Source organism: Shinella sp. JR1-6, from assembly GCF_004284735.1.
Lineage (GTDB): Bacteria > Pseudomonadota > Alphaproteobacteria > Rhizobiales > Rhizobiaceae > Shinella.
This window is the reverse complement of the sequence record NZ_SHMI01000006.1, coordinates 161,106-182,343: the sequence shown is the minus strand read 5'-3', so window position 1 is coordinate 182,343 and position 21,238 is coordinate 161,106. Positions and strand designations below refer to the sequence as shown.

At 64.5% G+C, this 21,238-nt stretch carries 18 protein-coding genes and 1 other RNA gene; 17 read left to right on the top strand and 2 right to left on the bottom strand.

Annotated features, from left to right (window positions below):
* Positions 1 to 64 precede the first annotated feature (64 nt).
* The 4 genes from ffs to EXZ48_RS13170 all read left to right on the top strand — a co-directional run bounded on the left by ffs (position 65) and on the right by EXZ48_RS13170 (position 3,152).
* Positions 65 to 162: signal recognition particle sRNA small type (gene ffs, locus EXZ48_RS13185), an RNA gene on the top strand.
* A 60-nt stretch (positions 163 to 222) separates the two neighbouring features.
* Positions 223 to 2,106, top strand: coding sequence for a DNA polymerase III subunit gamma/tau (locus EXZ48_RS13180; RefSeq protein ID WP_130516356.1), 1,884 nt, complete (start codon positions 223 to 225; stop codon positions 2,104 to 2,106).
* A 76-nt stretch (positions 2,107 to 2,182) separates the two neighbouring features.
* The gene (locus EXZ48_RS13175; protein WP_023512378.1) at positions 2,183 to 2,506 is read left to right on the top strand and encodes a YbaB/EbfC family nucleoid-associated protein; all 324 of its coding nucleotides are present in this window, start codon (positions 2,183 to 2,185) and stop codon (positions 2,504 to 2,506) included.
* Between the two features lie 34 nt (positions 2,507 to 2,540).
* Positions 2,541 to 3,152, top strand: a complete 612-nt coding sequence (locus tag EXZ48_RS13170) for a LysE family translocator (protein ID WP_023512377.1) — start codon at positions 2,541 to 2,543, stop codon at positions 3,150 to 3,152.
* Here EXZ48_RS13170 and EXZ48_RS13165 read toward each other — a convergent pair whose 3' ends face one another.
* Positions 3,153 to 3,764, bottom strand: a complete 612-nt coding sequence (locus tag EXZ48_RS13165) for an MOSC domain-containing protein (protein WP_130516594.1) — start codon at positions 3,762 to 3,764, stop codon at positions 3,153 to 3,155. It lies immediately after the preceding gene.
* A 60-nt stretch (positions 3,765 to 3,824) separates the two neighbouring features.
* Between EXZ48_RS13165 and recR the strand changes: the two genes are divergently transcribed.
* Positions 3,825 to 4,430 carry a recombination mediator RecR gene (recR, locus tag EXZ48_RS13160; RefSeq protein ID WP_023512375.1) on the top strand — a complete coding sequence of 202 codons (606 nt, stop codon included), beginning with the start codon at positions 3,825 to 3,827 and terminating at the stop codon, positions 4,428 to 4,430.
* Between the two features lie 9 nt (positions 4,431 to 4,439).
* The gene (locus tag EXZ48_RS13155) at positions 4,440 to 5,696 is read left to right on the top strand and encodes a lytic murein transglycosylase (RefSeq protein WP_130516354.1); all 1,257 of its coding nucleotides are present in this window, start codon (positions 4,440 to 4,442) and stop codon (positions 5,694 to 5,696) included.
* Positions 5,697 to 5,753: 57 nt separating this feature from the next.
* On the opposite strand, the gene EXZ48_RS13150 is transcribed toward EXZ48_RS13155, so the two are convergent.
* Entirely contained in the window at positions 5,754 to 7,382 is a 1,629-nt protein-coding gene (locus EXZ48_RS13150; protein ID WP_023512373.1) for an MFS transporter, read from the bottom strand.
* A gap of 257 nt (positions 7,383 to 7,639) precedes the next feature.
* On the opposite strand from EXZ48_RS13150, the gene rimP reads away from it, so the two are divergent.
* The 11 genes from rimP to EXZ48_RS13095 all read left to right on the top strand — a co-directional run bounded on the left by rimP (position 7,640) and on the right by EXZ48_RS13095 (position 21,236).
* The gene (gene rimP, locus EXZ48_RS13145) at positions 7,640 to 8,251 is read left to right on the top strand and encodes a ribosome maturation factor RimP (RefSeq protein ID WP_050742549.1); all 612 of its coding nucleotides are present in this window, start codon (positions 7,640 to 7,642) and stop codon (positions 8,249 to 8,251) included.
* Positions 8,252 to 8,384: 133 nt separating this feature from the next.
* Positions 8,385 to 9,983, top strand: coding sequence for a transcription termination factor NusA (gene nusA / locus EXZ48_RS13140; RefSeq protein WP_023512371.1), 1,599 nt, complete (start codon positions 8,385 to 8,387; stop codon positions 9,981 to 9,983).
* A 75-nt stretch (positions 9,984 to 10,058) separates the two neighbouring features.
* A complete protein-coding gene (locus EXZ48_RS13135; protein ID WP_023512370.1) occupies positions 10,059 to 10,715 on the top strand; it encodes an RNA-binding protein in 657 nt (218 codons plus the stop codon).
* Positions 10,716 to 10,819: 104 nt separating this feature from the next.
* Positions 10,820 to 13,480, top strand: a complete 2,661-nt coding sequence (gene infB / locus EXZ48_RS13130; RefSeq protein WP_024270003.1) for a translation initiation factor IF-2 — start codon at positions 10,820 to 10,822, stop codon at positions 13,478 to 13,480.
* Between the two features lie 72 nt (positions 13,481 to 13,552).
* A complete protein-coding gene (gene rbfA / locus EXZ48_RS13125; RefSeq protein ID WP_023513549.1) occupies positions 13,553 to 13,963 on the top strand; it encodes a 30S ribosome-binding factor RbfA in 411 nt (136 codons plus the stop codon).
* A gap of 12 nt (positions 13,964 to 13,975) precedes the next feature.
* Positions 13,976 to 14,911, top strand: a complete 936-nt coding sequence (truB, locus tag EXZ48_RS13120) for a tRNA pseudouridine(55) synthase TruB (protein ID WP_050742547.1) — start codon at positions 13,976 to 13,978, stop codon at positions 14,909 to 14,911.
* 144 nt (positions 14,912 to 15,055) lie between these two features.
* The gene (locus EXZ48_RS13115) at positions 15,056 to 16,792 is read left to right on the top strand and encodes a sensor histidine kinase (RefSeq protein ID WP_245290108.1); all 1,737 of its coding nucleotides are present in this window, start codon (positions 15,056 to 15,058) and stop codon (positions 16,790 to 16,792) included.
* A 43-nt stretch (positions 16,793 to 16,835) separates the two neighbouring features.
* Positions 16,836 to 17,165, top strand: a complete 330-nt coding sequence (locus EXZ48_RS13110) for an SH3 domain-containing protein (protein ID WP_082342311.1) — start codon at positions 16,836 to 16,838, stop codon at positions 17,163 to 17,165.
* 151 nt (positions 17,166 to 17,316) lie between these two features.
* Positions 17,317 to 17,586 carry a 30S ribosomal protein S15 gene (rpsO, locus tag EXZ48_RS13105; protein ID WP_024270002.1) on the top strand — a complete coding sequence of 90 codons (270 nt, stop codon included), beginning with the start codon at positions 17,317 to 17,319 and terminating at the stop codon, positions 17,584 to 17,586.
* Between the two features lie 353 nt (positions 17,587 to 17,939).
* Positions 17,940 to 20,081 (top strand): polyribonucleotide nucleotidyltransferase, encoded by a 2,142-nt coding sequence (gene pnp / locus EXZ48_RS13100; protein ID WP_050742545.1) that lies wholly within the window; start codon positions 17,940 to 17,942, stop codon positions 20,079 to 20,081.
* A gap of 138 nt (positions 20,082 to 20,219) precedes the next feature.
* Positions 20,220 to 21,236 (top strand): class I SAM-dependent methyltransferase, encoded by a 1,017-nt coding sequence (locus EXZ48_RS13095; protein WP_037405168.1) that lies wholly within the window; start codon positions 20,220 to 20,222, stop codon positions 21,234 to 21,236.
* The last annotated feature ends 2 nt before the right edge of the window (positions 21,237 to 21,238 follow it).

The following is a 21,238-nucleotide window of genomic DNA, read 5'->3' as shown; positions in this document are numbered from 1 at the left end:
CCCTCCAACAGTTTTTTATCAGCCGCGCTTGCATTCGGATGGAATATTGCCGATATGGGGGTCGGGAGGTTGGTGGTGGACGAGCCACTCGCCAACCGGGTCAGGTCCGGAAGGAAGCAGCCCTAACGAGCCCCGGCACGGGTCATCGTGCCAGCCTCCCACCTTACCGTCCTGATCCTGGCCGTCCTGTCGGGACTGAGAGTTCGATTAGCGGCAGGGTCTATGAGCGACGTAACCCCCAATCCGTCCAGCGAAAAACCCGCAGCCTACCGGGTTCTCGCGCGAAAATACCGCCCGAAGGATTTCTCCGACCTGATGGTCGGCCAGGAACCGATGGTCCGCACGCTGACCAACGCGTTCGAGACCGGTCGTATCGCGCAGGCCTACATGCTGACCGGCGTTCGCGGCGTCGGCAAGACGACGACCGCCCGCATTCTCGCCCGCGCGCTGAATTACAAGACAGCCGAAATCGACCGCCCGACGATCGACCTTCGCGTGCCCGGCGAGCATTGCCAGGCCATCATGGAGGGCCGGCATGTCGACGTCATCGAGATGGACGCCGCCTCCCACACCGGCATCGACGATATCAGAGAGATCATCGAGCAGGTGCGCTATCGTCCGGTTTCGGCACGTTATAAAGTCTACATCATCGACGAAGTGCACATGCTCTCGACGCAGGCCTTCAACGGCCTGTTGAAGACGCTCGAGGAGCCGCCGGAGCACGTCAAGTTCATCTTCGCCACGACGGAGATCCGCAAGGTCCCGATCACCGTCCTGTCGCGCTGCCAGCGTTTCGACCTGCGCCGGATCGGCGCCTCCGATCTCGTCGGCCTCTTCACCACCATCCTGGGCAAGGAAGGCGTGGAATTCGAGCCGGATGCGCTCGCCATGATCGCCCGCTCCGCCGAAGGTTCGGCCCGTGACGGCCTGTCGCTGCTCGACCAGGCGATCGCCCATGGCGGCGGTCGCGTCGAGGTGAACGCCGTGCGCGGCATGCTCGGTCTTGCCGACCGCGCGCGCATCGTCGACCTCTTTGAACATGTCGTGAAGGGCGATGCCGCAGCCGCGCTCGCCGAATTTTCCGCGCAATACGAGGCCGGTGCCAGCCCGCCCGTCGTGCTGACGGACCTGGCCGATTTCACCCATCTCGTCACCCGCATGAAATATGTGCCCGATGCTGCCGGCGACCAGTCGCTGAGCGAGGTCGAGTGCGTGCGCGGCGTCGAGTTCGCCAATTCCATCGCGGTCACCGCGCTGTCGCGCATGTGGCAGATGCTCCTGAAGGGCATTCCGGAGACGGAGGCCTCCAGCCGTCCGGCGGGCGCCGCCGAGATGGTCATCATCCGCCTCGCCCACGCCGCCAACCTGCCTTCGCCGGAAGAGGCGGCCCGCCGCCTCGCGGAGCTGTCGGGCGGCGAGGGTAGTGGCAATGGTAGCCGCGCGCTGCAATATGGCGGCAATGGCGGCCAGCCGACGGCGCAAACCGCGCTTTCCGCCGTCGCGCGCACACCCGAAGCCCCGGTCCAGCGCGTCCAGTCGGGTGGCGGGACGGTGACGATGCTGCGACCCGTGCCGCAGGCCGAGCCCGCATCCCTGCCGGTTGGCCGTATCGAGACTGCCCCGGCCGCGCAGCCGACAGCCGAACCGAAGGTGCCGGTGAAGTCGGTCGCCGATATTGCCGAGCTCTGCACGAAGAACCGCGACATCCGCCTGCGTGCCCTCGTGCGCGCCTTCGTACGGCCGGTCAGCGTCGAGGCCGGGCGTCTGGAGATCGGCCTTGCCAACGATGCGCCGAAATCGCTCGTCAACGACCTGTCGAGCCGGCTGCAGGAATGGACCGGCATCCGCTGGATGGTGATCCTGTCGCGCGAACCGGGCGGGCCGACCTTGGCCGAGGCCGAGACGATGGCGCAGGAGGCCCGCGTCGCCGATGCGCGCCAGGACCCCGATGTGGCTGCCATCCTGCAGCGCTTTCCGGGCGCCAAGATCATGGACGTGCGCATCAAGGTTCAGGAAACGGAAGACGAGCCGGAAACCGTGGAGGCTGCGGCCGTCGCGGAATCCGCCGAGGGCGACATCCTGCCCGGCGACGATATCGAACACTAGCAGTTCCGGCCGAGATGCGGAGCGGAATTGCGCGAAAACAAACGTTCCAACATCCATTCAGAAAGAGGAGAGACCGATGCGCGACATCATGGGCATGATGGGCAAGGTCAAGGAAATGCAGGCCAAGATGGAGAAGATGCAGGAGGAGATCGCCGCCCTCGAGGTGAACGGCACCTCCGGCGGCGGCCTCGTCTCTGTCACGCTTGACGGCAAGGGCAATCTCAAGGGTCTGAAAATCGATCCTTCGCTCTTCAAGGAAGACGACGTGGAGATCCTCGAGGACCTGATCGTTGCGGCCCACAAGGACGCCAAGGACAAGGCCGAGGCGCAGGCTGCCGAAAAGACCAAGGCGCTGACCGCCGGCCTGCCGATCCCGCCCGGCTTCAAACTGCCGTTCTGATCCTGTAGGCTCGGGTTTTTCGAGGAGGAACCCGATGAGCCTGATGACCCTGCTTGTCTTTGCCGGCGCGCTGATGATGGCGGCCGGTTCGCCCGGCCCGAGCATTGCGGCGCTGGTCGCCCGCGTGCTGTCGCGCGGGGCAAGGGATGTGCTGCCCTTCCTCGCCGCCATGTGGATCGGCGAGGGCATCTGGCTCACCTGCGCCGTGCTGGGGCTCGCCGCGATCGCCGAGACCTTTCATGCCGCCTTCGTCGCCATCAAGTGGCTGGGCGTCGCCTACCTGCTCTATCTCGCCTGGAAGATGTGGTTCGCGCCGACGGAAACCGGCGACAGTGCCCTGCCGGAGGCGCGCTCGGGTGTAAAGCTGTTCTTCGCCGGCCTGACCGTGACGCTCGGCAATCCGAAGATCATGATGTTCTACGTCGCGCTCCTGCCGGCGATCATCGATCTCGGCGCCGTCACCCTCGTCGGCTGGGCTGAGCTGGTCGTCACCATGTTCGTCGTGCTCGTCGCGATCGACCTTGCGTGGGTCTTCCTCGCCTCGCGCGCCCGTCTGTTCCTGAAGAGCCCGCGCGCCGTGCGCATCGCCAACCGTCTCAGCGCTGGCACCATGGCCGGTGCCGCGGCGGCCATCGCCACCCGCTGATCACCCGGTGAGGGCCGCGCGCAGCTTGTCGTTGATCGGCGCGGCGAGATAGCGCAGCCGGTCTTCTTCGGAGACGTTCTTGCCGTAGGTGCGCAGCAGCTCCGGCATGGTCACAGGCTCGCCGTCGAAGGGCGTGTAGGTTGCGGCGTCGCCGGCCTGGATCACGCCGTCCTGCAGCACGCGGCAGTAAAAACCCGACCGACCGGCCTGCATGAAGCGTTTCGCGAAGGCCGGATCGCCCATGCGGGCGGTCAGCGTGTTGCAGGGAATGCGGGTGGATGTCACTTCGAGGAGCACGCTCTCCGTCTCGATCCGGTCGCCGACCGAGACGCTGCGGCTGTCGAGGCCTTCGATGACGAGGTTCTCGCCGAAGGTTCCCGGTTCCAGCGTGTGGCCGAGTTCCTTCGACCACCAGGCAAGGTCGATCCCGCCGAGGCCGTAGACCGCCTGTTCCGGCCCGCCATGGTGTTTCCGGTCGCAGATCGTGTCGCCCAGCAACCCCTCGCGATCGACGACGACAGCCGCATCGGTCGGTGTCTTGAAAATGCCCGTCTTGTAGCTTTTGCCCGGAAGCGGACGGGCAAGACCCGTGCAAACGGCGAGAATTCTGATCAAACGCTGCCTCCAGCAAGGTGGATTCCGTTTCCCCCGGATATGAGCTAGATACCGGCAATGGCAAAACGAGTCACTGGCCCCGAAATCGAAAAACTCATCCAGCTTCTGGCGAAGGTGCCGGGCCTCGGGCCGCGCTCGGCGCGCCGCGCCGCGCTGCATCTCGTCAAGAAGAAGGACCAGCTGCTCGGCCCGCTTGCCGACGCGATGGGCGAGGCGCACCGTAAGGTGCGCATCTGCTCGTGCTGCGGGAATGTCGATACGAGCGACCCCTGCACCGTCTGCACGGATGTGCGGCGCGACCATGCGGTCATCATCGTCGTCGAGGACGTGTCCGACCTCTGGGCGCTGGAGCGCGCCGGCGCGATGAACGCGGCGTACCATGTGCTCGGCGGCACGCTCTCGCCGCTCGACGGCGTGGGGCCTGACGACCTCAACATCCGCGGCCTCGTTGATCGCGTGGCGAAGGGCGGCGTGCGCGAGCTGATCATCGCCGTGAACGCCACCGTCGAGGGGCAGACGACGGCGCATTACATCACCGACCAGCTCTCCGGCCTCGAGGTAAAGATCACCCGGCTCGCCCATGGCGTGCCGGTCGGCGGCGAGCTCGATTATCTCGACGAAGGAACCTTGACGGCCGCCTTGCGCGCCCGCACGGCGATCTGAGGAGGCTTCATGCCGATCATCCGCAAAACCATCAAGGGCGTCCTCGGCGCCGCGCTGATCTCGCTTGGCCTTCTGGCACCCGCCGAGGCTGCCTCCAAGGCGGAGGTCGAGAAGATGTTTCGCGCCTGGATCGACAACGACCTCTGGCCGGCGGCGCAGAAGACCGGCGTCAGCGAAAGGACGTTTCGCGCGGCGATGCAGGGCGTGGCGCTCAACTGGGATCTGCCCGACCTCGTGCCGCCCGGCTCCAAGCCGAAGAAGGAGCAGGCGCAGAGCCAGGCGGAGTTCTCTTCACCCGGCGCCTATTTCTCCGAAAAGCGCCTGCAGGGGCTGGCGGGAACGGGCAGCCGACTTGCCAAGACCCATGCGGCGACCCTGCGCAGGATCGAGCAGCGCTTCGGCGTGCCGGGCGAGATCGTCGTTGCCGTCTGGGGCCGGGAATCCGGCTTCGGCAGCGCGAAGATCCCTTATTCTGCCGTGGAGGTGCTCGCCACAAAGGCCTTCATGTCGACGCGCAAGGACATGTTCCGCAAGGAGCTGATCGCGGCGCTGCATATCGTCGATGGCGGCGACCGGACCGTCGATCAGCTCAAGGGCTCCTGGGCCGGCGCGCTCGGCCAGCCACAGTTCATGCCGACCAGCTTCCTGCAATATGCCGTCGATTTCGACGGTGACGGCGTGCGCGACATCTGGGGTTCGGTGCCCGACAGCCTTGCATCGATCGCCAACTACCTCGCCAAGAAGGGCTGGCAGGCGGGGCGCGGCTGGGGCTACGAGGTCTCGATCCCGGCGGGCGTTTCCTGCGCGCAGGAGGGACCGGATCTGGCAAAGCCCATCTCCGCCTGGGCATCGAGCGGCATTACCCGCATTTCCGGCAAGGGTTTTCCTTCCGGTGAGGCCAAGGCGTCCGGCATGATGCTGGTTCCGGCCGGAACGCACGGTCCGGAATTCATCGTCACGCCGAATTTCTACGTGCTCAAGGAATACAACAACTCCGACCTCTACGCCCTTTTCATCGGCAATCTTGGTGACCGCATCGCCTATGGCAGCGGGTCGTTCAAGGGGGCGTGGGGCGATGTCGGCAAGATGTTGCGCTCGGATGTGCTCGCCATGCAGAAGGCGCTTGTCGCCAAGGGCTACGATGTCGGCAAGGTCGACGGCCTGCCGGGCTACAAGACCCGCCGCTCGCTCGGCGACTGGCAGGCCAAGAGCGGCCTGACAGCCACCTGCTATCCGGATGCCTCGCTCAAGGCGAAACTGCGGTAAATCCGTGAGGAGGGCCGAGGCTGATCCCGTTCCGTTCGAACGGGATGGTGCTTGGCGTCAATGGATATCCGCCTGCCGTTTGAAGCGCTCATACTCATGCGGCACGATCGTCTGCCGCTCGATCATGCGGTGGACCCGGGGCGGTTCAGCGCCGCTGTGCAGCAGGCGCAGCTTCTCGCCGTTGGCGGCATCGGCATGGGTGCGGCGCTGGTTGTGGCGCACATATTCCACCCAGGTCGGCACATGGTAGGTCTCCGTCCAGATCGTCGGGTTCTCGAGATCGCGCATCAGCGCCCACTGGCCGGCGCCGTCGCGGATGCGGATGCGCCGCCGCTCGGTCATCGCCTCCAGGAATTCCGGTATGTCATCTTCCGCGATCTCGTAGTCGATCAGGACGACAATCGGGCCGCTGCGCGGTTTCAGGTCGAGTGGCAGGTCCGGCTCGCTGAAGCGGTTGAGCGGGTCGACATTGAGACTCTGCAATTCGGGGAGCTTGAAGCGAAGGCCGAGCGCCGCGCCGGCGATCATTACCACAGCCGAGGCGAGGAGTGCGGCTTCGGCGCCGTGGGTGTCGGCCGTTGTGCCCCAGATCCAGCTCCCGGCGGCTATGCCGCCGAAGGTGGTCGTCTGATAGAGCGAGAGTGCCCGGGCGACGACCCAACGCGGCGTCGAAAGTTGCACCGTCGTGTTGAAGAGCGAGAGCGCCATGACCCAGGAGGCGCCGGCGATCAGCAGCACGGCCCCGGTCAAAAGCGCGGAGGAACTGACTGCCGAAACGCTGGCGCTGACGGCAAAGCCGGTAAAGGCAAGGCGGGCGATGGTCTCCGTCGTCAGGCGCTCGCGCACTCGCGCGTTCATCAGGGCGCCGCCGATCGCGCCCAGCCCGAAACAGCCGAGCAGGATGCCGTAGGTCAGCGGTCCGCCCGAAACGAGGTCGCGGGCGATCAAGGGCAGGAGCGAGAGGATGGAACTCGTCGCAAGGCCAAAAGCGAAGCCGCGCAGCAGCACCTTGCCGAGGTTCGGCGACATGGAGACGTAGCGCAGGCCCGCCGAGATGGCGCGACCGAAATCCTCACGCGGCAGGCCGCTCGGCGAGATGTTCGGCTTCCAGCGGAAGAGGGCATAGAGAAGGGCGAAATAGCTGAGCGCATTGGCGGCGAAGGCTGCCGCCGCTCCCGCTGCAGCGACAATCGCGCCGCCGATGGCCGGGCCGACGCTGCGGGTGAGGTTGAAGCCCATGCTGTTGAGCGAGACGGCGGCGGGAAGGTCCTCGCGCGGCACCATGTCGCCGACGGAGGCCTGCCAGGCCGGATTGTTGAGCGCCGTGCCACAGCCGAGCAGGAAAGTGAAAGTCAAGAGCAGCCAGGGTGTGATAACGCCGTACCACGTACAGAGCGTCAGGCCGATCGCGACGGCGAGCATGAAACACTGGGCCGTCAGCATCAGCTTGCGCCGGTCGAAATTGTCGGCAAGCGCCCCGGCGGCGACGGAGAACAGCATGATCGGCAGCGAGGTCGAGGCCTGTACCAGCGCCACCATGTTGGCCGAGGAGGTGATCGAGGCCATCATCCAGGCTGCGCCCACGGATTGGATGAGCCCGCCGAAATTGGAGATCAGGCTCGCCGCCCAGATCACCCGAAAGGTTTCGTTCCTGAAAGGGGCGAGGGAGGATCTCCGGTCTGGCACGGGCAGGCACTCATTCTCGATGCAGCGTTGTCGACAATCTAGTCCATAGGACAAAAGGGGCAAGCCGGTGGCGGCAAAAGCTGTGCGATCAGGCCGCCCACAGGCAAGCAGGCCGGCCGACCTTGCAATTGTGACAAACACGGTCTATATCAGCCGCAAATTCTTGATCGTCAGATGAAGAGTGGGCCCGCGAGGACCCGCTCTTTTTTATTGCCCCGATCGAGTGCATGATAACGACTATCCCGGGAGGGCATGTCATGTCCGACACGAGTGAAACAGGAAATGCGGTCATCGAGCCGCGGCTGATCGTCGAGACCGGTCTCGACCGGCGCGTCGCCGACATCATCGAGCCGACCATCGAGCAGATCGGTTACCAGCTGGTGCGCGTACGCCTCTCGGCGCAGAACGGCGCGACGCTGCAGATCATGTGCGAGCGGCCGGACGGCACGATGACGGTAGAGGATTGCGAGAGGGTCTCGATGGCCGTCTCGCCCGTGCTCGACGTTGAGGATCCGATCGACAAGGCGTATCATCTGGAGGTCTCGTCGCCCGGCATCGACCGGCCGATGGTCCGCAAGTCGGATTTTTCGCGTTGGCTCGGCCATCTGCTGAAATGCGAGACGTCGATCCTCGTCGACAGCCGCAAGCGCTTTCGCGGCAAGATCGTCGCGGCTGACGAGAACGGCTTCACCCTGGAGCGGGACCAGCCCGCCGCCGGCGACGAACCGACGGTCGTCATTCCCTTCACGGCGCTTGCCGAGGGCCGGCTGATCCTGACCGACGACCTGATTCGTGATGCGCTGGCGGCCGACAAGAAGGCCAAGGCCGCGCAGGCTGCGAACCAGAACGACGAAGACGGCGACGATTGAGTTTGTGAGTACGTTCCGTCCCGGGGGTGTTTGCCCTCCTTGCGGGCGGGATGGAGAGGACGGAACCGGAGCGGTGCGCCGCTCCACGATGCCGGAGGCCAAGGCCCCGGCCTGACCATGGAGACCTGAGACAATGGCAGTCAGTGCGAACCGGCTTGAGCTTCTGCAGATTGCGGATGCCGTGGCCCGTGAAAAGGTCATCGACCGCGAGATCGTGCTTGCCGCGATGGCCGACGCCATCCAGAAGGCAGCCCGCTCGCGTTACGGCACGGAATCGAACATCCGCGCCGACATCAATTCCAAGACCGGCGAAATCCGCCTCCAGCGCCTGCTGGAAGTCGTCGAGCACGCCGAGGACTATTCGACCCAGATCCCGCTGGAACTGGCGCGCGACCGCAACCCGGACGCCAAGCTCGGCGATTTCATCGCCGATCCGCTGCCGCCGATGGATTTCGGCCGCATCGCCGCCCAGTCGGCCAAGCAGGTCATCGTGCAGAAGGTGCGCGAAGCCGAGCGTGACCGCCAGTACGACGAATACAAGGACCGCATCGGCGAGATCGTCAACGGCACGGTCAAGCGTGTCGAATACGGCAACGTCATCGTCGACCTCGGCCGCGGCGAAGGCATCATCCGCCGCGATGAGATGATCCCGCGCGAGAACATGCGCTACGGCGACCGCGTCCGCGCCTTCGTCTACGACGTGCGCCGCGAGCAGCGCGGCCCGCAGATTTTCCTGTCGCGTACCCATCCGCAGTTCATGGTGAAGCTCTTCACCATGGAAGTGCCCGAGATCTACGACGGTGTCATCCAGATCAAGTCCGTCGCCCGTGACCCGGGCTCGCGCGCCAAGATCGCCGTCATCTCGAACGATTCGTCGATCGACCCGGTCGGCGCCTGCGTCGGTATGCGCGGCTCGCGCGTTCAGGCCGTCGTCGGCGAACTGCAGGGCGAGAAGATCGACATCATTCCGTGGTCGCAGGATCCGGCCTCCTTCATCGTCAACGCCCTGCAGCCGGCGGAAGTCGCCAAGGTGGTTCTCGACGAGGATGCCGAGCGTATCGAAGTGGTCGTGCCGGATGAGCAGCTCTCGCTCGCCATCGGCCGTCGCGGTCAGAACGTCCGCCTCGCCTCGCAGCTGACCGGCTGGGACATCGACATCCTGACGGAAGCCGAGGAGTCCGAGCGCCGCCAGAAGGAATTCAACGAACGCACCAACCTGTTCATGGATTCGCTCGACGTCGACGAGATGGTCGGCCAGGTTCTGGCTTCCGAAGGCTTTGCCGCCGTCGAGGAACTGGCCTACGTCGATCTCGACGAAATCGCTTCGATCGACGGTTTCGACGAGGACACGGCCCAGGAAATCCAGACCCGCGCCCGCGAATATCTCGACCGCATCGAGGCCGAGATGGACGCCAAGCGCAAGGAACTCGGCGTTTCCGATGACCTGCGCCAGATCGACGGCATGACGGGCCAGATGCTCGTCGCGCTCGGCGAGGACGGTATCAAGACCATGGAAGACTTCGCCGGCTGCGCTGCCGACGACCTCGTCGGCTGGTCGGAACGCAAGGATGGCGAGACGAAGAAGTTCGAGGGTCTGTTCTCGAAGTTCGAACTCTCGCGCGCCGAAGCCGAAGCCATGATCGTCCAGGCGCGCCTCGCGGCCGGCTGGATCACGGAAGAGGATCTCGCCAAGGAAGAGCCGGTCGTCGAGGGCGGCGAACAGGACGCCTGATCGGCGTCCTCCAGAGTTGGACATGTCGCCCGCTGACTTGCACAGCGGTTTGCGTTGACGGAAACGGAAACCTATATGGGCAAGAAGGACGAGGATGGCGTGAACGACCGCATGTGCATCGTGACGCGCGAAAAGGGCGAGGCGGACGACCTGATCCGCTTCGTTGCAGGTCCCGACGGCAGCGTCGTGCCGGACCTGAAGCGTCAACTTCCCGGGCGCGGATGCTGGGTGAAGGCGGAACGGGCGATTGTCGACAAGGCGGTCGCCAGGAAGCTTTTCGGGCGTGCGCTGAAGACGGAAGCCAAGGCCGGGCCGGAACTCGGCGCCGAGGTGGACCGGCTTATCGCCGCCCAGCTCGGCGGCATGATGAACATGGCGCGCAAGGCGGGCCAGTTCATCACCGGCTCCTCGAAGGTCGACCAGGCGGTGCGCGCATTGGCTGCTCTTGCCGTCTTCCATGCGACGGACGCGGCGGCCGATGGTGTGCGGAAAATAGACCAGGCGCGGAAGGCTGCAAGCTTTCTGACGGACGACGAAACGGAAATACCCTCCTTCAAGCTCTTTTCGGAGAGCGAATTGGAGGGCCTTTTGGGAAGTAATGCTTTTATCCATGCCGCAGCGCTTGCAGGGCAGGCGGGTGAGGGTGTAGTGAAGCGCGCAATCATGCTCGAGAAATACCGGGGCGACAGCCAAATGATGGCACAGGGTGGCGCTCGCCAGACAAACCAATGACGCGGTTACCGGCATTCGGCCGGCCGAAATCGCATTGGATGAACACATTTGAACGACAGGGCCAGGTGATACGCATCCGGCTCTGATCTTAGGAACGGAACGGAATGACCGACAACGAAGACGACAAGACGATCAATGTGGCTGGCAAGAAGACCCTTAGCCTGAAGCCCTCGGGGGTTCAGCAGGGAACCGTGCGCCAGGACATGGGTCGTGGCCGCACCAAGGCCGTCGTGGTCGAGACCCGCACGAAGCGCCACTTCAGCCGCCCGGGTGAAGAGCGCCAGGCATCGACGCCCGTCGCGCCCGTGCAGCGCCAGCCGGAGCCGCAGCAGACGCGTCCCGCGCCGCAGCCTTCGCGCCCCGTACACCAGCAGCCCTCCCGCCCGGTCGAACAGAACCGTCCGCGCGGCGTTGTGCTGAACCAGCTTTCGCCTGACGAAGTCGAGGCCCGTCGCCGCGCGCTTGCAGAAGCGCAGATCCGCGACGCCGCCGAAGCCCGCCAGCGCGCCGAGGACGAAGCCCGTCGCAAGGTTGAGGACGAAGCCCGCCGCGTTGCGGAGGAAGAAGCACGCCTCGTCCGCGAGAAGGAAGAAGCCGAGCGCCGTGCCGCTGAGGCCGCCGCACCCGCACCCGTCGTGGAAGAGGTCGTCGCGCAGCCGGTCGCAAGGCCCGCTCCGGCGGCTGCCGAAGCCCGCCCACAGCCCGGCCGCACGCCCGCTCCGGCTTCCACGCCGGTTGCCGGTCGTGGCCGCCATGAAGCCGAAGATGAAGGCGACAAGCGCCCGCGCGGTGGCGCGCCTGTCAACCGCGGCGCCGTCAAGCGCCCGGAACCGGCCAAGGCTCCGGCCCGCCCGAAGGCCGATGACGGCCGTCGCCAGGGCAAGTTGACGCTGACGACGGCATCGAGCGACGAGGATGGCGCACAGCGCGGTCGCTCGCTCTCGGCCATGCGCCGCCGCCAGGAGAAGTTCAAGCGCTCCATGATGCAGGAGACGCGCGAAAAGGTCATGCGCGAAGTCATCCTGCCGGAGACGATCACCATTCAGGAACTGTCGCAGCGCATGTCCGAACGTGCCGTCGACGTCATCAAGTACCTGATGAAGGAAGGGCAGATGATGAAGCCCGGCGATCTGATCGACGCCGACCTTGCTGAAATCATCGCCGGCGAATTCGGCCACACCGTCAAGCGCGTTTCGGAATCCGACGTCGAAGAAGGCATCTTCAACGTTTCCGACGATGCTGGCGATCTGGAATCGCGCCCGCCGATCGTGACCATCATGGGCCACGTCGACCACGGCAAGACCTCGCTGCTCGACGCCATCCGGCATGCAAACGTGGTTGCTGGCGAAGCCGGCGGCATCACGCAGCATATCGGCGCCTACCAGGTCGAGCACAACGGCCATAAGATCACCTTCATCGACACCCCCGGTCACGCGGCGTTCACCGCCATGCGTGCCCGTGGTGCGCAGGCGACGGACATTGCGATCCTCGTGGTCGCGGCCGACGACAGCGTGATGCCGCAGACGATTGAGTCCATCAATCACGCCAAGGCGGCGGGTGTTCCGATCATCGTGGCGATCAACAAGATCGACAAGCACGAAGCCGATCCGCAGAAGGTGCGCAACCAGCTCCTCCAGCACGAGGTCTTTGTCGAATCCATGGGCGGTGAAACGCTCGATGTGGAAGTTTCGGCCAAGAACCGGCTGAACCTGGACAAGCTGCTCGAGGCCGTCCTGCTGCAGGCCGAAATCCTCGACCTCAAGGCGAACCCGAACCGCACGGCAGAGGGCGTCGTCGTCGAAGCCCAGCTCGATCGTGGTCGCGGCGCCGTTGCCACCGTTCTCGTGCAGACCGGCACGCTGCGCCCGGGCCAGATCGTCGTTGCCGGCGACCAGTGGGGCCGCGTACGCGCCCTCGTCAACGACAAGGGCGAACACGTCAAGGAAGCCGGCCCGTCCATGCCGGTCGAAGTGCTCGGCCTTTCGGGTACCCCGGCTGCCGGCGACAAGTTCGCCGTGGTCGAGAACGAAGCCCGCGCCCGCGAGATCTCGGAATACCGCCAGCGCCTCGCCCGCGAAAAGCAGGTGGCACGCCAGGCCGGTTCGCGTGGCTCGCTCGAGCAGATGATGAGCCAGCTGCAGAACACCGGCCTCAAGGAGTTCCCGCTGCTCATCAAGGGTGACGTGCAGGGCTCGATCGAAGCCATTGCCGGCGCGCTGGAAAAGCTCGGCACGGACGAAGTCCGCGCCCGTATCGTTCATTCCGGTGCCGGTGGCATCACGGAATCCGATATCTCGCTTGCCGAAGCTTCGAACGCCGCCATCATCGGCTTCAACGTCCGTGCCAATGCACAGGCTCGTACGGCTGCCGAGCGGGCCGGTCTCGAAATCCGCTACTACAACATCATCTACGATCTGGTGGATGACGTGAAGGCAGCGATGTCGGGCCTGCTTTCGCCGGAACGTCGCGAAACCTTCCTCGGCAATGCCGAAATCCTCGAGGTGTTCAACATCACGAAGGTCGGCAAGGTCGCGGGTTGCCGCGTCATCGAAGGCAAGGTCGAGCGTGGCGCCGGTGTCCGTCTGGTGCGCGACAACGTCGTCATCCACGAAGGCAAGCTCAAGACGCTCAAGCGCTTCAAGGATGAAGTCGCCGAAGTGCCGATGGGCCAGGAGTGCGGCATGGCCTTCGAGAACTACGAAGACATCCGCGCCGGCGACACGATCGAGTGCTTCCGCGTGGAGCACATCACCCGCACGCTGTAAGCGTCCGGCGAATAGACCATCGTGCGAGCGCCGAACCGTTTCGGCGCTCGCATTTTTTTGAAGGTGACGACCATGACCAGAGCAACATCCTCGGCGCCGTCGCAACGCATGCTGCGCGTAGGCGAGCAGGTGCGCGCGGCGATCACCCAGGTCCTCCAGCGCGGCGAAGTGCGCGACCCGCTTCTCGAAAAGACCGTGATCTCGATTTCGGAAGTGCGCATGTCGCCCGATCTCAAGCACGCGACGGCCTATGTCACGCCGCTCGGCGTGAAGGACCATGAGGCGGTGATCGACGCGCTGAACCGCAATTCGAAGTTCATTCGCGGCCGCCTCGGCCCGCAGCTTCGCCAGATGAAGTACATGCCGGACGTTCGTTTCCGTGACGATACGAGCTTCGACAACTACAAGAAGATCGACGATCTCCTGCGTTCGCCGGAAGTCGCTCGCGATCTTTCGGCCGAAGACGGCGACGACGACAAGTAATCCAGGTAGAATATGTCCAGACCCCGCAAACCCAAGGGCCGGCCGGTTTCCGGCTGGCTCATCCTCGATAAGCCGTTCGATTTCGGCTCCACCGAAGCCGTCGCCAAGATCAAATGGCTGCTCAAGGCGCAGAAGGCTGGCCATGCCGGTACGCTCGATCCGCTGGCCTCCGGCATGCTGCCGATCGCGCTCGGCGATGCGACCAAGACCGTGCCCTATGTGATGGACGGCCGCAAGATCTACGAATTCACGGTGACCTGGGGCGAAGAACGCACGACGGATGACCTTGAGGGCGAGGTAACGCAGAGTTCCGAAAAGCGGCCTGCCGCCGAGGCGATCCGGGCGATCCTCGGCGAGTATACCGGCGTCATCCAGCAGATCCCGCCGCAGTTCTCCGCGATCAAGATCGCGGGCGAACGCGCCTACGATCTTGCCCGCGAAGGCGAGATTGTCGAAATCCCCTCGCGCGAGGTGGAGATCCACCGCCTGACGCTGATCGGCTGCCCGGATGAGAACACGGCCGAATTCGAGGTGGAATGCGGCAAGGGCACCTACGTGCGTGCGCTCGCCCGTGATTTTGGCCGCCAGCTCGGCTGCTTCGGTCATATCTCGGCCTTGCGCCGCACCTTCGTCGCGCCTTTCGGCGAGGACAGCATGGTGCCGCTCGCCGACCTGACGGCACTCGAGGAGATCGCCGACGAGGCCGAACGGCTGGCGGCCCTCGATGCTTTCCTGATCGACACGGGCGAAGCGCTTTCCAGCCTGCCGCAGATCGTCATCAACGACGACCAGGCGCACCGCCTGCGTATGGGCAATCCGATCATCCTGCGTGGCCGGGATGCCCCGGTTTCTGCCGATGAAGCCTATGCCACGGCCCGTGGCAAGCTGGTCGCGATCGGCGAGATCGGTGGCGGCGAGTTCCGGCCGAAGCGCGTCTTCGGCGGCTGAACAAGGTCGGCGGAACCAATCGCCGCCGACTTGATTTCACCACAAGCTATAGGCTTTATGGGCCGGCGAGGTTCGTTCGAGGGCGGGCCGGGCGGTGCTTTGCCGTTCCGGCTGCCTGCGGGCGAGGGGTGAAAGGGCTGGCCGTTGACGATTGCGCCGACTGACAGAACGGTATCCGCCGAGGATACGGTGGAGGGCGCTGGCCCTGCCGAAAGCCGCCGGCGTATGCACCATCCCGTCGCATTCTATCTCGTCTGCCTCATCCTCGTCGTCGTCATTCCCGCCTTCCTGTTCTCCATCGTCGTGCTGAAGCGCACCACCGAGGCGCAGGAGCGCATCTTCGAATCGCTGCTGCGCACTTCGACAAGCGCCGTCAATCGCGCCGTCGAGCGTGAAATCACGGGCATGTTCTCGACGCTCAATTTCCTGTCCACGTCGGAAAGTCTGCCGAAGGGCGATTATGCCACCCTGCATGCCCAGGCAAGCAAGACGCTGCAGGGTACGGACATCTATTTCCTCGTCATCGATCAGGCGATGAAGCAGCGCCTCAACACGCGCGTTCCCTACGGCATGCCGCTCAATGTCGCCTCGGAGCCGGTTTCGGCACGCCTGGCGCTGTCGCGGGGCGAGCGTATGGTTTCCGACCTGTTCTTCGGCCGCACCGCGCAGCAATGGGTGTTCAACGTCTATATGCCGGTGCGGCTTGCCAATGGTGAGCCGGTCCTGCTGACGCTGACAAAGAATGCCGATGCGCTGCGGCGCGCTGTCAATCCGGATGTGCTTTCGCCCGGCTGGAATGCGGCGGTGCTGGATTCCGCCGGCACAGTCATCGCATCGACCGATGAGAAACAGAAAACCGGCCAACCCTTCTTCCTGCGTGTCGTGCCGTCGCTGCGCCTCGGCGTCAGCACCATGAAGGGGGACGGTGTGGACTATCAGGTCGTCACTGAATTCTCCTCGCTTGCCGGCTGGCGCATGATCGCCTGGGCGAAGTCGTCGGATGTGCAGGCGCCCGCCGTCTCTTCCTTCCTCTGGCTGACGATCGGCGGGGCTGTCTTTGCCGCACTCGCCGCCATCAGCGCCGTCGGCATCGCCCGCGTACTGTCGCGCGACGTGCGGCTGCTCGCGCATGACGCGCGCCGGCTCGGCCAGGGAGAGCGGGTCGCTCCGCGCCCCTATGCCATTTCCGAGTTGGAGACCGTCTCCCGCGCGCTTGCCGAGGCTGCGGATGCACGGGTGAAATCGGAAAACGAGGTGCGCTTCCTGATGCGGGAGGTGGCGCACCGCTCCAAGAACCAGCTCACCGTTATCCAGGCGATGCTCAACCAGTCGGCGGCGAGCGCGGAAAATGCCAGCGATTTCGCCGAAACGTTCCGCAAGCGCGTGGCCGGTCTTGCCCGCTCGACAGACCTGATGATCGCCAATGCCACACAGGGCGTGAACCTGATGGAACTGGCGAAAAATCAGCTGAAGCCTTTCACGCCTGCGGATGCGGAGCGTGTGTGCATCACCGGCCCCGCCGTGCTCCTCGATCCTCAGGCCTCGCAGACGCTGGGCATGGCCCTGCACGAACTGTCGACCAATGCCACGAAGTATGGTGCGCTCGCCAACGAAACGGGGATCGTGTCGCTGAGCTGGGTAGCGAGCGGCGAGGACCTGAACCTCGTCTGGCGCGAGAGCCAGGCGGCGATCGACAAGGACGCCATTGCCGCAAGCCGCAAGGGTTTCGGCAGCGTCGTGCTGGAGCGCATGCTCGGCATGGCGCTCGATGCGAAGCTCGATTTCGCCGTGCATGACGACGGTATCGAATGGCGGGTGAGGATCCCGCTTGCGCGGCTGCGTGACGAGGACGTTCACCAGCAGCAGGGTGCAGCGCAATGAGGAACCCTGTCCTTTTCAGACACATCGACCACAGGTGTTTTTCATGACGTCATTCCTGCACGGAGGCGCCGTCGCGGCGTTCCTTGCCCTTTCGGCTTCTCCGGCCTTCGCCGCCTATGGTCAGTGCTCGGTCGACGACCCGACCGGCACGCCGCTCAATGTGCGCTCGGCTCCGAACGGTGCGATCCTGACGACGCTTGTCAACGGTACGCAGGTCGAGATCGTCGACGAGATGAAGATCGGTGCTAAGCACTGGCTTTTCGTCGCGCGGCAAGGCGAACGGCTCGGCTGGGTGTTCGGCGCCTATATCGAATGCAAGCAGCCCGGCGACGCACGCGAGGCCGCACCCAGTCAACCGGCCGAGCAGCGCTGAGAGGCGTTGATGACGGCTCTTTCCTTTCATGAGGGAATGGTTTATAGGCACCGCCAGCAATGCGGGGCCTTCCCCGCTTGCCTTCACGGCCATCGCTGGACGACATCCCGGCTTTTGGCGACCTTTGTTCCCATTCATGAAAGGACATACGATGTCGATCACTGCTGAGCGCAAGGCTGCGCTGATCAAGGAATACGCTACCGTCGAAGGCGATACCGGTTCTCCGGAAGTCCAGGTTGCGATCCTGACCGAGCGTATCAACAACCTGACGGAACACTTCAAGGGCCATAAGAAGGACAACCACTCCCGTCGTGGCCTTCTGACCATGGTTTCCAGCCGCCGCTCGCTTCTTGACTACCTCAAGAAGAAGGACGATGCCCGTTACAGCAAGCTGATTGCTGCCCTCGGTATTCGCCGCTAAGCAATTTCGGCGGGCGTTCTTCGTGAGCGCCCGCCGCTTTCTTTTGCGGAGCAGACGCTTCGCCAGACCGTTCCCCCTGTGCCGGTTGCGACCGCCTCGTGAAACGGAATTCTCCAGCAGGCCGGATGGGCCGGTCCTGCGGAACCAACCGATGACCTGTCATGGGGCAGGATTGCAGGATGCTTCAGGCGCGCGCCTGTCGTCGGCCGGGCTCAAAGAGCCTTCGCCCGCAGAGTTCGCGAGCCACCACCCGGAAGCCTCCCGTTGTCTTGCCCATGATGCGTCATGAAAGCGGATAGACCACCTGCGCCTTTTCGGGCGGCGGTGCGCGTATCTGCCAAGAAGGACAAGACATGTTCGATACCCATACGGTTGAAATCGAATGGGCGGGCCGTCCGCTCAAGCTGGAAACCGGCAAGATCGCCCGTCAGGCTGATGGCGCGGTTCTCGCGACCTACGGCGAAACCGTCGTTCTCGCCACCGTCGTTTCCGCCAAGGCGCCGAAGCCGGGCCAGGATTTCTTCCCGCTGACCGTCAACTACCAGGAAAAGACCTACGCCGCCGGCAAGATCCCGGGTGGCTACTTCAAGCGCGAAGGCCGTCCGTCGGAAAAGGAAACGCTGGTTTCCCGCCTGATCGACCGTCCGATCCGCCCGCTCTTCCCGGAAGGCTACAAGAACGACACGCAGGTCGTCGTGACGGTCGTCCAGCATGACCTCGAAAACGATCCCGACGTCCTGTCGATGGTTGCCGCTTCCGCAGCGCTCACGATCTCCGGCGTTCCCTTCATGGGCCCGGTCGGCGGCGCGCGCGTCGGCTACATCAACGGCGAATACGTCCTGAACCCGCATCTCGACGAGATGGACGAGTCCGTTCTCGACCTCGTCGTCGCCGGCACGCAGGACGCCGTCCTGATGGTCGAATCCGAAGCCAAGGAACTGAACGAAGACGTCATGCTCGGCGCCGTCATGTTCGGCCACAAGGGCTTCCAGCCGGTCATCGACGCGATCATCAAGCTCGCTGAAGTGGCTGCCAAGGAACCCCGCGACTTCACCCCGGAAGATCATTCCGCGCTCGAAGCCGAAATGCTGGGCCTCGCCGAAACCGAACTGCGCGCCGCCTACAAGATCACCCAGAAGGCCGACCGCTACGCCGCCGTCGACGCCGTCAAGGCGAAGGTGAAGGCCCACTTCTTCCCGGAAGGCGTCGAGCCGAAGTACACGGCCGAAGTCATCGGCGCCGTCTTCAAGCACCTCCAGGCCAAGATCGTTCGCTGGAACATCCTCGACACCAAGAGCCGCATCGACGGCCGCGATCTCGACACCGTTCGCGCCATCGTCTCGGAAGTCGGCATCCTGCCGCGTACGCACGGTTCGGCACTCTTCACCCGCGGTGAAACCCAGGCCGTCGTCGTTGCGACGCTGGGCACCGGCGAAGACGAGCAGTATGTCGACAGCCTGACCGGCATGTACAAGGAACGCTTCCTGCTGCACTACAACTTCCCGCCCTACTCGGTCGGTGAAACGGGTCGCATGGGCTCCCCGGGCCGCCGCGAAATCGGCCACGGCAAGCTCGCTTGGCGCGCTATCCGCCCGATGCTGCCGACGGCGGAACAGTTCCCCTACACGCTGCGCGTCGTCTCCGAGATCACCGAGTCGAACGGCTCGTCCTCGATGGCAACGGTCTGCGGCACCTCGCTCGCACTGATGGACGCTGGCGTTCCGCTGGCAAAGCCGGTTGCCGGCATCGCCATGGGCCTGATCCTCGAAGGCGATCGTTTCGCCGTTCTCTCCGACATCCTCGGTGACGAAGACCACCTCGGCGACATGGACTTCAAGGTCGCCGGCACCGCCGACGGCATCACCTCGCTGCAGATGGACATCAAGATCGCCGGTATCACCGAAGAGATCATGAAGGTCGCGCTCAGCCAGGCGCAGGGCGGCCGCAAGCACATCCTCGGCGAAATGGCCAATGCCATCTCCGAAGGCCGCAGCCAGCTCGGCGAATTCGCACCGCGCATCGAAGTCATGAACATCCCGGTCGACAAGATCCGTGAAGTCATCGGCACGGGCGGCAAGGTCATCCGCGAAATCGTCGAGAAGACCGGCGCCAAGATCAACATCGAAGACGACGGCACGATCAAGATCGCATCCTCCTCCGGCAAGGAGATCGAAGCGGCCCGCAAGTGGATCCACTCGATCGTCGCGGAACCGGAAGTCGGCATGATCTACGAAGGCACGGTCGTGAAGACCGCCGATTTTGGCGCCTTCGTCAACTTCTTCGGCCCGCGCGACGGCCTCGTGCACATCTCGCAGCTCGCCCAGGAGCGCGTTGCCAAGACCTCCGACGTCGTCAAGGAAGGCGACAAGGTCTGGGTCAAGCTGATGGGCTTCGACGAGCGCGGCAAGGTCCGCCTCTCCATGAAGGTCGTCGACCAGGCGACCGGCAAGGAAGTCGCTGCCGACAAGAAGGGCGACGGCGAAGCCGCCGAGTAATCGGACCTTCTACCTTTAGAAGGGGCGCGGAGCGGAATGTTCCGCGCCCCTTTCCTTTGACAGACCCATTAGTTTCGCAATTCTGAACGCAAACCGCCTTGAGCCTTGCTGGAATTGCTCGACCGCCGAAAGCCCGCCATGACCCGCGAAGCCCTCAAGACCCTGTTTCATCCCTTTGCCGCCGGCACGCTTGCCATGCCGGAAGAGGGCGAACGCTATCTCTTTCTCGGCGCCGAAGCCGGTCAGCGCCCGCCGGAAGGTTTTGCCGCGACACTGGAAGCCGTGCAGCCGCAACGGGCGCTCCACCGCGGGCTGGAGGCCGTGCGCGTGCCGGTCAAGCCAGTCATCGAGGGTGAGGATTTCGACGGCGCGCTCATCCTGATCAACAAGCACAAGGGCGAGAACGAGAACCGCATCGCCGAGGCGCTGCGCCGGGTGCGCACAGGCGGCCTCATCGTCGTTGCCGGCAGCAAGGAAGACGGCGTGCAGTCGATGCGCAAGCGCCTCGACCAGCTCGGCCTTTCCGGCGACTACATGCCGAAGTACCATGGCCTTGCCATCTGGTTCGCCCGTCCGGAAGACCCGTCCGAGGCCATTTCCAAGCTCGCCGCCAAGCCGGTGCGCATCGTCGGCCGTTTCACCGCGGCGCCGGGCATGTTCTCGCATGACCGGATCGACGAGGGCTCCGAACTGCTCGCGACCCGTATCCCGGAAGATTTCCACGGCCACGCCGCCGATTTCGGTGCGGGCTGGGGCTATCTCTCCGTCATGTTCGGCGGTCGCGCACCGCAGGTGAAGGGCATCGACCTCTTCGAGGCGCACTACGAGGCGCTGGAAGCCGCCAAGGAGAACATGGCGGAGAATTGCCCGAACATTCCCGCCCGCTACTACTGGTTCGACCTGACGGCCGAGACGCCGCGCGATCACTACGACCTCATCGTCATGAACCCGCCCTTCCATGAGGGACACGCGGCCGATCACTCGCTCGGCGCCGGCATGATCCGCATGGCGGCAAAATCGCTGAAGGCCGGCGGACGCCTGCTGATGGTCGCCAACCGCGGCCTGCCCTACGAGCCCGTGCTGAAGGAAGCCTTCAAGGAGAGCGGTGAAGTCTGCCGCAACGCCCGCTTCAAGGTTCTCTGGGGCAAGCGCTGAAC

Bases quoted from the DNA above. Each gene is read 5' to 3' on its own strand.
- truB (WP_050742547.1), top strand. From the start codon at position 13,976: ATGTCCAGACCCCGCAAACCCAAGGGCCGGCCGGTTTCCGGCTGGCTC.
- rpsO (WP_024270002.1), top strand. From the start codon at position 17,317: ATGTCGATCACTGCTGAGCGCAAGGCTGCGCTGATCAAGGAATACGCT.
- pnp (WP_050742545.1), top strand. From the start codon at position 17,940: ATGTTCGATACCCATACGGTTGAAATCGAATGGGCGGGCCGTCCGCTC.
- rimP (WP_050742549.1), top strand. From the start codon at position 7,640: ATGTCCGACACGAGTGAAACAGGAAATGCGGTCATCGAGCCGCGGCTG.
- EXZ48_RS13095 (WP_037405168.1), top strand. From the start codon at position 20,220: ATGACCCGCGAAGCCCTCAAGACCCTGTTTCATCCCTTTGCCGCCGGC.
- EXZ48_RS13155 (WP_130516354.1), top strand. From the start codon at position 4,440: ATGCCGATCATCCGCAAAACCATCAAGGGCGTCCTCGGCGCCGCGCTG.
- recR (WP_023512375.1), top strand. From the start codon at position 3,825: ATGGCAAAACGAGTCACTGGCCCCGAAATCGAAAAACTCATCCAGCTT.
- nusA (WP_023512371.1), top strand. From the start codon at position 8,385: ATGGCAGTCAGTGCGAACCGGCTTGAGCTTCTGCAGATTGCGGATGCC.
- EXZ48_RS13175 (WP_023512378.1), top strand. From the start codon at position 2,183: ATGCGCGACATCATGGGCATGATGGGCAAGGTCAAGGAAATGCAGGCC.
- EXZ48_RS13135 (WP_023512370.1), top strand. From the start codon at position 10,059: ATGGGCAAGAAGGACGAGGATGGCGTGAACGACCGCATGTGCATCGTG.
- EXZ48_RS13110 (WP_082342311.1), top strand. From the start codon at position 16,836: ATGACGTCATTCCTGCACGGAGGCGCCGTCGCGGCGTTCCTTGCCCTT.
- EXZ48_RS13170 (WP_023512377.1), top strand. From the start codon at position 2,541: ATGAGCCTGATGACCCTGCTTGTCTTTGCCGGCGCGCTGATGATGGCG.
- rbfA (WP_023513549.1), top strand. From the start codon at position 13,553: ATGACCAGAGCAACATCCTCGGCGCCGTCGCAACGCATGCTGCGCGTA.
- infB (WP_024270003.1), top strand. From the start codon at position 10,820: ATGACCGACAACGAAGACGACAAGACGATCAATGTGGCTGGCAAGAAG.
- EXZ48_RS13180 (WP_130516356.1), top strand. From the start codon at position 223: ATGAGCGACGTAACCCCCAATCCGTCCAGCGAAAAACCCGCAGCCTAC.